Below are 12,657 nucleotides of genomic sequence, written 5' to 3'. Positions count from 1 at the left end.
GAATAAAAATAAATCGATTTCGAATGAGGTTATGGTCATGAGCCAGAAAACCCGTTTTACCAAGTCTGCTCTGGCAGTCGCAGTGGCAATTGTCTCTACCCAGGCCTGGTCCGCAGGCTTTCAACTCAATGAATTTTCGGCTTCTGGTCTTGGCCGCGCTTATTCCGGTGAAGGTGCAATTGCGGATGATGCGGGTAACGTTAGCCGCAACCCTGCATTGATCACCATGTTTGACCGCCCGACGTTCTCCGGCGGTGCGGTGTTCATTGATCCGAAAGTAGATGTCACTGGTCGTTCCGTGATTGGTAATGATGCAAGCCAGAAAAATATTGCACCGACCGCGTGGGTGCCAAACCTGCACTTTGTCGCGCCAATTAACGATCAGTTCGGCTGGGGGGCCTCGATGACCTCCAACTTCGGGCTGGCAACGGAGTTTAATGATGGCTACGCAGCCGGATCGATGGGCGGTAAAACCGATCTTGAAACACTGAACCTGAACCTTAGCGGCGCGTATCGTCTGGACACCCACTGGAGCTTCGGTCTTGGTTTTGATGCCGTTTATGCTCGTGCGAAGATTGAGCGTTACGCAGGCGATCTGCCGCAAATAATCGGCGCCAGCCTGCCAGGCATGGTGCGATCCGGCCAGCTTAGTGCCCAGCAGGCTGCCGCTATTGGTGCACAAGCGGGCGGTATCAGCCGTGATACGCAAATCGCGTATCTGAAAGGCGATGAATGGGGTTTTGGCTGGAACGCCGGAATTCTTTACGAGCTGGATAAAAACAACCGTTATTCATTCACTTACCGCTCCGAAGTGAAAGTCGACTTCGATGGCAATTATAAGAGCAACCTGCCGACAACGCTTAATCCGATTAACGCAGCACTGGGTCTTGGCTTGCCGACTGGTACTGGCGGCTCAACTACCAATGGTTCGCTGTCGCTCCATCTGCCAGAGATGTGGGAAGTTTCGGGTTATAACCGCGTCGATCCGCAGTGGGCAATTCACTACAGTCTGACTTATACCAGCTGGAGCCAGTTCCAGGAGCTGAAAGCCACCGGTGATAATGGTCAAACGTTGTTCTACAAAGATGAAAGCTTTAAAGATGCATATCGCATCGCGCTGGGTACCACTTATTATATGAATGATAACTGGACCTTCCGCGCCGGTATCGCCTTTGATGACAGCCCGGTTCCGGATAAAAAACGCACGATCTCTATTCCTGACCAGGATCGTCTGTGGCTGAGTACCGGTGCGACCTACGCCTTTAATAAGGACGCGTCCGTTGATGTTGGCGTCTCTTATATGCATGGACAGAAAGTGAAGTTCACCGAAGGCCCATATACGTTCCAGTCTGAAGGCCGCGCATTCCTCTACGGCGCTAACTTCAACTACGCCTTCTGATAACGCGTAGATAAGAAAAAGGTGAGCCTGGCTCACCTTTTTTACTTGTTGCGACCGGTTTTATTCCGAATCGATCTCTTTTAAATCGCCCTGAATTGCCTTCGCGTTCGGATTTTCCTGCGGCTTCAGCTTGCCGCCATTGGCGATAAAATCATTACGCTGGAAATAAGCTTCCCGCACGAGGATATAAGGATCGGAAGACTGGCGCAGCAAGCCGTCGGAATCAAGCAGTTGCGCACGGGTTTCGACACCTTCAATGGCCCATTTACCTACCGTAAGCGGCCATGTCAGCCACGAGAGCACCGGATAGAGCGTATCCACCATACCGCCACCATCTTCGCGCAGAGTGAAGCTGCCATATACCGGCAACTGCATATACGGGCCGTAACCAACCCCGTAGTGTCCCAGCGTACTGCCAAAACGGTGCGGATCTTCACGCTGCAACTTGGTGTTCGCCATACCGGCGACGTCCATAAAGCCGCCCATACCCAGCAAAGTGTTCAGGAAGAAACGAGTAAAATGCACCATGCCCTGATAGGGATCGCCCTGCAGGAAGTAGTTTACCATCTGCGCAGGCTCTTCAAGGTTGCTGGTGAAGTTGCTCAGACCATTGCGCGCAGGTTGCGGCACATAATCACGCCATACTACCGCCACAGGGCGAACAACGTATGGATCCAGCACATTGAAGTTGAAGTTATACATAGTCCGGTTGAACCCTTCCAGCGGGTCCGAACGTCCCTGCGTCTGCTGAGAACTGGCGCAGCCGACCAGTACAGTGGTTGCCAACGCAAGCGCCGACAGGCGGTATTTCATAGGTGTCTCCCTGAAGAAAATGACCCGTGCTGAAGGCCATCTATAATAACGCGAACGCGACGCCGGGTTTGCGTCGAAGTTATGCAACGCATTGTATCAGCGCATCTTATGATGTCCACGCAGTGAGCGAGACTCAAACCAGCATAGCCGACATTATCTATACGACTTACTAACAATTCTATACAAACTTTGCTTATACCGTATTGCCATTGTTGCTTTTCCCGGCACTTTAAGACGATGCCGCCGTGGCAAGCAGTGTAAAACCGCTACGCTTTAGACATCAATGCAGCAAAAGCGGGGTAAGTATGGAGAAAATCGATAAGCACAGCGATGAGATCGAGGTCAAGAGCGACGAAAAAAAGCGCGGCGAAAAAATCGAACTTGATGAGGATCGCCTCCCCTCCCGGGCCATGGCTATTCATGAACATATTCGCCAGGATGGCGAAAAAGAGCTGGAACGAGACGCAATGGCGCTATTCTGGTCGGCCATTGCCGCCGGGCTATCGATGGGATCATCATTGCTGGCAAAAGGGATTTTTCATGTGCAACTGGAAGGCGTTCCGGGCGGTTTTCTACTGGAGAATCTGGGTTACACCTTCGGTTTTATTATTGTCATCATGGCACGCCAGCAACTCTTTACCGAAAACACCGTGACGGCCGTGCTGCCGGTAATGCAAAACCCGGGCTGGGGAAATTTTGCCCTGATGACGCGGTTATGGGGCGTGGTGCTACTGGGAAATCTGCTCGGTACTGCTGTTGCTGCCTGGGCGTTTGAATATATGCCGGTCTTTGACGAAGAGACTCGTGATGCTTTTGTCAAAATCGGGATGGATGTGATGAAAAATACGCCGCTGGAAATGTTTTCTAATGCAATTCTTTCCGGCTGGATCATTGCAACAATGGTGTGGATGTTTCCGGCTGCGGGCTCCGCGAAAATTGTGGTGATTGTGTTGATGACCTGGCTGATTGCGCTGGCAGATACCACTCATATTGTGGTCGGCGCGGTAGAGATTTTTTATCTGGTATTTAACGGCAACGTGCACTGGAGCGAATTTATTTGGCCATTTGCCCTGCCAACGCTCGCCGGGAATATCTGCGGCGGTACTTTTATTTTCGCCCTGCTCAGCCATGCGCAAATCCGTAACGACATGATCAACAAACGCAAGGCCGAAGAAAAAACCAGGGCAGAAGCAGAGATAAACTCAGACGAAGGTGCAGAAAAAAAGCATAAACGGTGACTGTTTAACCACTTGGCGGCAAACATGCTTAACGCAGCAGGTAAATGACGTTATACTCCTGCCGCCTTGTCCCCTTAGTTAAATGGATATAACGAGCCCCTCCTAAGGGCTAATTGCAGGTTCGATTCCTGCAGGGGACACCATCCGCAAGTATTTTTACTTCCAGAAAAGTCCACAAAATCCTTTAAACCCCTTTTATTTAGCGGCCTCACAGTCACTGTAAATGTTTTGACGTCCATTGCAATCCGCACACATGAAGGGGCATAACCAGCGCAGGCAAAGAAATAACCGAACTGTGGAACGGCCAGGAAAAGCTGATTGGTAAGGTGGTGGGTATTGCCCTTAAAGGCTTTGGGAAAATTAGCGAAGCGTGGCAGAAAGTGAAAGGCTGGTTCGGTATGGGTAAGGACGAAGTGGCAAAAGCTGAGAGCGAAGCACAACCCATTACGCCAGCGCCACCAGCGCAGGATATGGCCTATGGCGGTCAGGTGCAGTTACAGGCAGCGGCCAGCAATCCGATTACTTCCATGACCAGCAACGCTATCAGCAATTCATCCCGGCAGGTTTCACAGCGTACAGACGTGCGGATTGACAATATTGAGATCCAGACACAGGCCACCGATGCGAAAGGTATTGCGCAGGAGATCCCCGGAAATCTTAAAAATGCCACATGGCATTTTGATGATGGCCTGAGGACATAGAGTGTCCACTATCCCCCTGCCCGGAATCGGTAAAAAATTACGGGCAGGGGCTGTACGGCGTTTACACTCTGACCTTTCACTGCGTATTATTCCCTGTGAAGACTTCAAAGGATGATAACACAAGGAATGTATCACGATGGCCGCACTACAGTTCCCCTGTGCGATATTCACCACGCAAAACCGGATGGACGACTACCACGCCAAAGATATGCGCTGCGGCGATCTGACCGAAGCGCAGTTAAAATCCCAGTACCGGCTGGACTATATTTCTGACCGGGTTGATCCCTGGACGCTTACCCTGCGTTCCTCGATGGATCGCCCCCAGTCCATGTTCTGCTGTAATCTGCGTGGCCAGGGTGAAAAGGTTACCCGCCAGCAGTGCGCCACAATGCTGTTTGACGAGTTCCGCTCGTTATCCCGTAAATTTTCCCTTTACGGGCCGTACAGTCACCTGATCGAAAAGATGATCACTCACATGCAGAACGGCAACGGTACGCCGTTTCGAGATATGTCGCTCGACAGGGCATTGAAAGAACAGATAGTTAGAGATATTTCGGAGAGAAACAGTACACGCATTCTGTTATCGAAAGCTTTTAGAACAAACATAGACTGGGAAAGCAAGCATTTTCCAATAGAAAACCGAGACAGATTAAGAGATGCAGTGCTAAGTGGTAAATTACCAAAGTTCGACAGATTCCAGGATAATTATAATGGCATGGGTATCACCGTCCATGATACCTGGGCAACGCATATCACTATTAAATCACTGCATATTGCAAATGACCGATACCGGGCAGTAGTGCATTACAAAGTTCAGGACCATTTTGGTCTGGATAGTGATGATATTCTGAATACAAAATTCAGCCAGTTCCATTTTTTTCGTATCTGGTTTGTTCTCCAGCGCTACAATCAGTTTGGCTTCAAGCCATTTATGACCAATATGGAAGCCACTGTAGAGATTACCGGGGGCTGTTATGAAATCTAAAAATAAAAAAGTTATTTGTGCGTTATTACTGGTTATTTGCGCCCTGCTGAGTTACTTCCTCTGGTTGTCGTTACGCCCCGTGGAGATCATAGCCGTTCACCAAAGACGTAACTATAGCGATGTTTTGGTGAAAAACTTCCCATTAACCGAACAGGGGAAAATCAATTGGTGGTTGAAAAATAAGAAAATGCTCAAGGACATGTATAACATCCCCAAACCTGCCCAAGATGGTTTTTTTACCGTCATTTTTTGGTGTTTCGGTGATGGATATAAAGAAACTGATGGGTATGACAGACTTTGTTTTGATGATATGAAACCGCCAATAAATTGCATCGATAAAGATTCGCTCATTATGGTGAACAACAGCAAGAATACTGGGCTTTATTTCATTTTAGATAGCGGAACATATCGTATAAATGACAGCGGTAAGATGGTAAAAAATAAGTCAGATTAGTATCCTTTTGAACACCCTTCAATGACTGTTGGCCTCGCGGCGATTCAGCTTGCGGTTGGTTTTCGATCCGAAAATTTATTGAGTGCGTATTTTCATAAATGAAGATCGTCCAATAACAGCCATCGGAATCAGGTAATAGTTCCACGCACTTTTTTCAGGAGGGGATCAGATCAAGGGGAACATAGCTTAGATCATTTATCGGATTTCGTTATCGAAACCCGATTATAATAATCCAACAAAACCAGTAATCTGGATACGACCATGCCCGAAACCACCAGGACTGACCGTAGCCCCTGGGCAATATTTATGATCTTCCTCCGACTGGGCCTCACCTCCTTCGGCGGCCCAATTGCCCATTTGGGTTACTTCCGCGATGAGTTTGTGACGCGAAGACAGTGGTTGACCGAGCGCAGCTATGCGGATTTGGTAGCCCTGTGCCAGTTTCTGCCCGGCCCGGCAAGCAGTCAGGTCGGTATAGCACTCGGATTGTCCCGATCCGGTTATACCGGGGCATTGGCAGCATGGGTCGGCTTCACGCTGCCATCCGCAGTTGCGCTGATCCTTTTTGCGCTGGGGATGGCCAGTTACGGGGATGCGATGCCGTCTGGCGTGTTGCACGGGCTGAAGGTGGTGGCTGTTGCAGTGGTCGCGCAAGCTGTATGGGGCATGGCCCGCAATCTCTGCCCGGATCTACCACGTATCACTATCATGGCGGCGGCGACCTGCTTTGTTCTTCTTGTACCGTCCACCTGGGGACAGGTGGGGTGTATCGTCATTGCAGCAGTCATTGGCTTGTTGCTGTTCAAACCTCAACAAGTGGCGGTACATGACCCGTTGCCTATTTCTGTACGGCGTCGCGTCGGATTGTTCTGGCTCACGCTGTTTTTTATGCTTCTGATAGGGTTGCCATTGCTGACAGCGATATTGCCAAATCAGACGCTGTTAATGGTGGAAACGTTCTACCGAACCGGAGCTCTGGTCTTTGGTGGTGGGCATGTCGTGCTGCCGTTATTGCAAGCTGAAGTGGTGCCTTCCGGCTGGGTCAGTAATGACACCTTTCTGGCAGGTTATGGTGCTGCTCAGGCTGTTCCTGGCCCTTTGTTCACCTTTGCGGCGTTTCTTGGAGCCTCAATGAACCAGGCACCCTCTGGCTGGTTGGGTGGTCTGGTCTGTCTGCTGGCGATTTTCGCACCGTCCTTCCTGCTGATCGTGGGTGCATTGCCGTTCTGGGAAAGCCTGCGCCGCAATACCCGTACGCAAGCAGCGTTGTTGGGTATTAATGCAGCCGTGGTTGGCCTGCTGTTGGCAGCGCTCTATCAACCAGTATGGACGAGCGCGATTCACACACCGCAAGACTTCGGCCTTGCCCTTGTGGCACTCATCGCCCTGATGTTCTGGAAGCTGCCGCCGTGGCTGGTCGTAGTGAGTAGTGGTGTCGCAGGCTGGTTGTTGAGTGTGACACTGTGAAGTTCCGGACGTAGCGTGCACGGTCTGGTTGCGGAAACCAGCCATCACCAGCCATTCACTGTTGCTGTCAGTGGAGCTCACGCTGTGCAAGCTGCGTTGTGAGCGTTTCGATACGCTCGGCCATTTGCCGGGTCAGCTCGGTCAGATGGGTATTTTGTTTCAGTAATTCCAACAGTTGCGCCGACTGCTCCTCGGCTAGCATCTGGCGCTTTGCCATTGCATCATCCAGATCTTCGCGGTGTTGCGCATCCGCCAGTGCATGCGCCTGATCGCGCTCCGCCTGTCGGGTTTGCGCTAATAAGATCAGCGGAGCTGCATAAGCAGCCTGAATACTGAACGCCAGGTTGAGTAAAATAAAGGGATAGGGGTCAAATTTCACGACGCCCACAGAGTTCAGAGCAATCCACACGATCACCGCGAGAGTCTGCCCAATAAGGAATGTCGGCGTACCGAAAAAACGGGCGAAAGCTTCGGCTTTCAATGCAAACCACTCTTCGCCGAAGGTATGCGCAATCCCCTTCAAGGGGTGATATAAACGAAATTCTTTATCTGTATGCATAGCAAAAAATTCCTGCTGCGGGATATTGCCGGAATCGCCGAAAATTGTGGCATCGGTGGAAGCTGGCGCTCAATCGAACGAAAATATACGTACGCATGTTATACATTAACTGTAGCGACTGCATAAAGCACATCGACTAACTTAACTATGTCCACATTATTCCATCATTCATAAAATGGTTCGTGGCTATCAGGATCGCCAGGAACACCGCGAATTATTGGAGGATGACCTGGCGATGCTGACAACGCCCCATTGATTCATGCACTAAAATATCCGCAATGTCGTTTGTGATGGCCTGACTAACCGCGGAAAGTGAATCGATGCCGCCATAACCGGCAGAGAAAAACGCATTCACATAGAATAATCCTGACGGTTTGGCAGATGTATATTCAATGTTTGTCGGCGCTATCTGAGAAGTTTTCGGAACAAAGTAATCAGGGATTGCCCATTATCTCCAAGCGGCATAAAAAATTTCTTATCAGTTGCTTCTACCACCTGCACAGCTTGTTCAGCCAACTCCCGACCTGCTTTTGTTACCCTAATCACTTTGGAACGCGTGTCTTTTTGATGGGGAATACGCTGCAGATAACCTGCTTTTTCAAGTACACGAACGACCTGAGAAATCGTCATCGTATCGCTCCCGGTTAGCTGTGATAACCGTATTTGCGTCAGTACCTCTTTTTCCTCAAACCAACTGGCTACAGCCAGAACGACAAACTGTGTGTGTGTCAGGCCTAAGTGTTGCAGGGCATTTCGTTGTTCGCGTTGCCAGCTATTTGACACTCGCCACATTAAATAGCCCGGGCTATCGTCCGGCCCTTCGAAAGCGCTGGGAAGAGGTTTATTGCTTGCAGATGCCATTTACATTGAACCTGTTTCAGCAAGGTATTTTGCCAGTCCAGCCATCACCTCAGGGAAGTCCGAGCTTATTCCCTCTCCGAAAGCCTGAGCCTGGGGCCCTTGCGTACTAATGGCATAAATCAACATGCTGCGACAGGAATCTGCTGCTTCAATACGATGTTCAACGTTGACCAGCGTTTCATCTACCCAGGTCTCATCAACGAAATACTTTTCTTCAGAAACATCGATAAGCTGACTACGGATAACATCCCCTTCAGGCAACTCCATCGTGAACCATGTTCCCGTATGAAATGGCCCCTCGATAGCGATTGACTTTACGCCAGGGTTCCATCGCTTCCAGTTAGCTGTGTCGACAAATGCCTGCCATATTGCTTTCGGCGTGCTGTTTACAGTAAGCGTATAAGACTTACTCCAGACGTTGTCTTTGTTCATGAAATTTCTCACCCGATGTAGTAAGTGAACATGTAGTATGTACACTTATAATCAGTTAACATCAAAGATGTCAAACCCATTTTTTGTTCAGGGAGAATCAACTTCGCTCAGGCAGGCATCTGAAAAGGGTTCTATATTCAATGGCGGTGTTACCAGAGCTCAGTGACCGACGCCCCCAGCGCTACACTCACCCCGGTAGCATCAGTTCGGAGGCCTCGTCGTAAGGACAGAAAATGGCTGGTGATGTCAGCCTTGGGGGTTTATTTCACCGCGCCTTCAGTCACACCACTGATAAATTTACGCTGGAATACCAGGAACACAGACACCAGAGGCAGTATGACGATCATCGCCCCCGCCATCAGCACCGGGATATCAATGGTGTTTTTGTTCTGAAAAAACATCATGCCGATCGGCAGCGTGCGCAGCTCATCTTTATTCACCAGAATCAGGGGGATCAGGAACTCGTTCCAGGTCCATATAAACAGCAGCAGCGCCAGTGTCGATAACGTTGGCCAGATGGCGGGCACCAGAATACCCCACAGAATTTTGCGTCGTGATGCGCCGTCCATCACTGAAGCTTCCACCAACTCGCGCGGCACCTGTTGCAGTGTGGTGGCGATCATCAGCGTGGTAAACGGCAGCGACAGGGCAATCTGCGGCAGAATCAGTGCCAGGTAAGTATTGGTCAGCCCCATCCAGCGCAGCTCGTGATACAGCGGGATAATAAAAGCTTCACTCGGCAGCACCATGCCAAGGCCAAGCAACGCCGCCACGACCTTTTTACCGGGGATCTTCAGCCACGCAAAACCAAAACCGGCCAAAATGCCGAGCAGAATGCTGCAAATCACGACTGGGATCACCACCAGCACCGAGTTCATAAAATAAACATTAAAATGGCCCTGCTGCCAGGCAGTGACGTAGTTTTTAAAGTTGAGCGACGCAGGCAAGGTAAAGACACCCTGGAACAGCTCCATCTGGGTTTTGAATGAGGTCATCAATGCCATCAGGAATGGCATAATGGTCATCAGCGCCACGATCCAGATAAGCGCACGAAAAACGACTGGCGTGCCACGCATTAGTGACGCTCCCGGATAGCAAAGTGGATTAACGCATTGATCAACAAAACAATCATCATACTGAACACCGCAACCGCCGAAGCATAGCCGAAGTAATGCAGGTCAAAGCCCTGCTTATACATAAAGAGATTGGTGACCATGGTTGAGGTGCCCGGCCCGCCCTGGGTCATCACGTAGACCAGATCGAAGGCTTTCAGACTGGCAATGACCGTCAGCAACAGCGCGATACGAAGTTCCGGGCGCAGTGACGGCAGCGTGATACGCATAAATTTTTGCCGCCGCGAGGAGCCATCCAGATCGGCAGCCTCCAGCAATGAGGGATCCATGCGCTGCAATCCCGCCATAAACAACACCAGGCAAAAGCCAAAGAAGTACCAGGTTGCCACCAACCCCACGGCAGGCAACGCCCAGTTGAAATCCCCCAGCCATGAAAGGGCCATCTGCGGCAGACCAATCGCTCGCAGTAGTTGGTCGATCGGGCCAAATGCCGGGTTGTATAACCAGCGCCACACCACGCCAAGGACTGCCATCGGCATGATATAAGGCAGGAAGAAGAAAATGCGCAGTAAGCTACGCTCTTTATTATTGCGCGTTTCATACAGGAAGCTGCACAGCAGCAAGCCGACACCAATCGGCAACAAGGTGTAGAACAACATCAGCACTGCGTTGTTGCCCAGCGCCACCCAGAACACCGGATCGCTGAACATACGCATGTAGTTGCTGATGCCGCTGAAGACAGGCATGGAAGTGCCGTCCCAGTCGGTAAAACTGATACCCAGCGACGCCAGCAACGGCGCCAGCAGAAAAACCGCGTATACCAGCACCGCGGGCAGAAGATAGAGCGCATTGCGCCAGGCAGATTTGTTCAGCATAACCGTACTCGCTTGCAGGCCTGTCAGCGGCCCGGCATCACTGTCGGGCCGGAATTATCAGTGCTTCAGGGTTTTCAGGTAGCTTTGATAGTTGTCATCGAACCTGGCGACCATCTGCTCGGCGGTTTGCCGTCCGGCCAGTAGCTGCTGCACGTTCTGATTCAGTTCGGTGTTCATGGTCGGGGTCGCCCAGTCCACATAATGCCCGAGGCCATCATGCTGGTTCAGCGTTACCCAGACCTGGTAGGTCTCGGCCAGCAACGGATTATCAGCCGGGATCTGTGCATTTTTGCTGGCGCTGGCGGGCAGAAAGCCCACTTTCAGCCAGCGGTTCGCCATCTCATCCGACACGATATAGTCGATGAATTTTGCGGCGGCATCCTGCTGTTCTTTGGTTTTTGCCGTGCTGGTGATGGAAAATGCCAGGTCAGTTCCTCCTACCATCAGCGCATGTTGCACGCCCTCACCCATCGGCATTGCAGCAAAATGAATATCTTTATTGTCTTTGAACTGTCCCAGATACCAGGTACCGCTCACCAGGAAGGCGGCCTGCCCGTTCTGGAACAGCGTGGCGGCATCGTCGTGGCCAATCCCCTGGTAGCCAGTGAAGAAATAGCCTTTGTCGTTCCAGCTTTTCATCATATTGGCGGCCTTCACCAGCTTGTCATCTTTAAAGGTACCGCCCACATCGTAAATCAGGTCATCGAGTTTTTTACGGTCGCTGCTTTCGATCTGTGCTTCCCAGATGGTACTGAGCAATTGCTGGCCCATGTTGCCATCCAGCAACCCCAGCATCATTGGCGGGGTGCCCTGCGCTTTCAGTTTTTTCATCGCCTGTTCCAACTCGGCGAGGGTTTTTGGCACGGCAATACCGGCTTTATCCAACAACGCTTTGTTGTAATACAGGCCGACCATTTCACCGAGGCTGGCGATGCCATACAGTTTGCCGCTACCGAAGTCCTGATTATCTGACCAGCGGTTACGTTTCAGGATTGAATCCGGAAAATGCGTTGTCCAGCCGTAGGTTTTGGCATACTCATCCAGCGGCCAAAGCAGTTTGTCTTTCACCAGAGAACCCATGTCTCCACCGCCCTGGTTAACCTGGGCGATCTGCGGACCATCACCTGCGGTCAGCGCCAGTTTGAGCGGGATACGGGTATCTTCGAAGGAGTGCACAGAACGCTGGATGACAATGCCGGGATTCTGTTGCTGAAACACTTTGACCGCTTCATCCACTGCTTCTGTCTGCTGCGGATAGTTATAAATGTCCCACTCATTCAGTGTCACCGCCTGGGCTGAGGTCATCGCTGCACCGAGCAGCACCCCAGCGGAAATCAGACGAGACAGGGTGCGAAGAGAGCTATAGAAGTACTGCGCACGTACGGTTGAATCACACATAATGCTCGGTTTCTCCAACAGATGACTGGCATCCCTTCATCTCGGCACCCGCATTTCCCGCAGGCTGATTCAGCATAAATAACGCTCACATCCATACTTACTTTATCAACAAAATAAAGTCAAACCTGTGCAATGCGGAATTTTTACTCTGTGATGCAGTGCGAAAAGTGAGAAGAAAAGCGGGGTAATCAGCAGGGAATGCTGCTTAATCAGACAGAATACCGATGCAACCGGTCAGTCTTTACTTAGGCTCAGCATAATTCACTCGGATTTTTAAAGCACATTAACCTACTGATAGAACATATGAAAATCGTATAGTTATGAATATCGCTCACGCGTTAATGTTAAAAAGCCCACCAGGTAAGGGTTTGCCGCTGCATACTTGTCGTATTGCCATACTGA

General features: G+C 50.7%; 14 protein-coding genes and 1 tRNA gene. 7 read left to right on the top strand and 8 right to left on the bottom strand.

The genetic code is table 11. The annotated features are described in order from the left end of the window. Window positions 1-37 precede the first annotated feature (37 nt). Window positions 38-1,399, top strand: a complete 1,362-nt coding sequence (gene fadL / locus GA0061070_RS13655) for a long-chain fatty acid transporter FadL (protein ID WP_090136641.1) — start codon at window positions 38-40, stop codon at window positions 1,397-1,399. A 60-nt stretch (window positions 1,400-1,459) separates the two neighbouring features. Here the strand turns inward: fadL and mlaA are convergent, their stop codons facing one another. Continuing rightward, window positions 1,460-2,212: a phospholipid-binding lipoprotein MlaA gene (gene mlaA / locus GA0061070_RS13650; protein WP_090136640.1), complete on the bottom strand. Its 753-nt coding sequence runs from the start codon at window positions 2,210-2,212 to the stop codon at window positions 1,460-1,462. Between the two features lie 305 nt (window positions 2,213-2,517). Here mlaA and GA0061070_RS13645 point away from each other — a divergent pair, with 305 nt between their 5' ends. From GA0061070_RS13645 to chrA, 6 genes are all read left to right on the top strand, one after another. Then, entirely contained in the window at window positions 2,518-3,450 is a 933-nt protein-coding gene (locus GA0061070_RS13645; RefSeq protein WP_090136639.1) for a formate/nitrite transporter family protein, read from the top strand. A 68-nt stretch (window positions 3,451-3,518) separates the two neighbouring features. Further along, a tRNA-Arg gene (locus GA0061070_RS13640) sits at window positions 3,519-3,593 on the top strand. 186 nt (window positions 3,594-3,779) lie between these two features. Then, window positions 3,780-4,151 (top strand): hypothetical protein, encoded by a 372-nt coding sequence (locus GA0061070_RS13635; protein ID WP_139109767.1) that lies wholly within the window; start codon window positions 3,780-3,782, stop codon window positions 4,149-4,151. A gap of 136 nt (window positions 4,152-4,287) precedes the next feature. Continuing rightward, complete coding sequence (locus GA0061070_RS13630) at window positions 4,288-5,136, top strand: YPO3983 family protein (protein WP_090136637.1); 849 nt, start codon at window positions 4,288-4,290, stop codon at window positions 5,134-5,136. Further along, window positions 5,126-5,590, top strand: a complete 465-nt coding sequence (locus tag GA0061070_RS13625; RefSeq protein WP_090136636.1) for a DUF943 family protein — start codon at window positions 5,126-5,128, stop codon at window positions 5,588-5,590. The genes GA0061070_RS13630 and GA0061070_RS13625 overlap by 11 nt, the downstream gene beginning before the upstream one ends. A gap of 261 nt (window positions 5,591-5,851) precedes the next feature. Next, entirely contained in the window at window positions 5,852-7,057 is a 1,206-nt protein-coding gene (gene chrA / locus GA0061070_RS13620; protein WP_090136635.1) for a chromate efflux transporter, read from the top strand. A 67-nt stretch (window positions 7,058-7,124) separates the two neighbouring features. Here the strand turns inward: chrA and GA0061070_RS13615 are convergent, their stop codons facing one another. From GA0061070_RS13615 to GA0061070_RS13590, 7 genes are all read right to left on the bottom strand, one after another. Next, window positions 7,125-7,616, bottom strand: coding sequence for a DUF1003 domain-containing protein (locus tag GA0061070_RS13615; RefSeq protein ID WP_090136634.1), 492 nt, complete (start codon window positions 7,614-7,616; stop codon window positions 7,125-7,127). A 214-nt stretch (window positions 7,617-7,830) separates the two neighbouring features. Further along, window positions 7,831-7,971 carry a hypothetical protein gene (locus GA0061070_RS25185; protein ID WP_167353580.1) on the bottom strand — a complete coding sequence of 47 codons (141 nt, stop codon included), beginning with the start codon at window positions 7,969-7,971 and terminating at the stop codon, window positions 7,831-7,833. Between the two features lie 50 nt (window positions 7,972-8,021). Continuing rightward, complete coding sequence (locus tag GA0061070_RS13610; RefSeq protein ID WP_090136633.1) at window positions 8,022-8,477, bottom strand: MarR family winged helix-turn-helix transcriptional regulator; 456 nt, start codon at window positions 8,475-8,477, stop codon at window positions 8,022-8,024. Next, a complete protein-coding gene (locus tag GA0061070_RS13605) occupies window positions 8,478-8,909 on the bottom strand; it encodes an SRPBCC family protein (RefSeq protein ID WP_090136632.1) in 432 nt (143 codons plus the stop codon). It abuts the gene before it with no gap. A 260-nt stretch (window positions 8,910-9,169) separates the two neighbouring features. Next, window positions 9,170-9,985 (bottom strand): carbohydrate ABC transporter permease, encoded by an 816-nt coding sequence (locus GA0061070_RS13600; protein WP_090136631.1) that lies wholly within the window; start codon window positions 9,983-9,985, stop codon window positions 9,170-9,172. Then, entirely contained in the window at window positions 9,985-10,857 is an 873-nt protein-coding gene (locus tag GA0061070_RS13595; protein ID WP_090136630.1) for a carbohydrate ABC transporter permease, read from the bottom strand. The genes GA0061070_RS13600 and GA0061070_RS13595 overlap by 1 nt, the downstream gene beginning before the upstream one ends. A gap of 57 nt (window positions 10,858-10,914) precedes the next feature. Beyond that, window positions 10,915-12,255, bottom strand: coding sequence for an ABC transporter substrate-binding protein (locus GA0061070_RS13590; protein WP_090136629.1), 1,341 nt, complete (start codon window positions 12,253-12,255; stop codon window positions 10,915-10,917). Between the last annotated feature and the right edge of the window lie 402 nt (window positions 12,256-12,657).

The sequence above is a fragment of the Kosakonia oryziphila genome (assembly GCF_900094795.1).
Taxonomy (GTDB): domain Bacteria; phylum Pseudomonadota; class Gammaproteobacteria; order Enterobacterales; family Enterobacteriaceae; genus Kosakonia; species Kosakonia oryziphila.
This window is presented reverse-complemented; position numbering and strand designations above follow the sequence as displayed.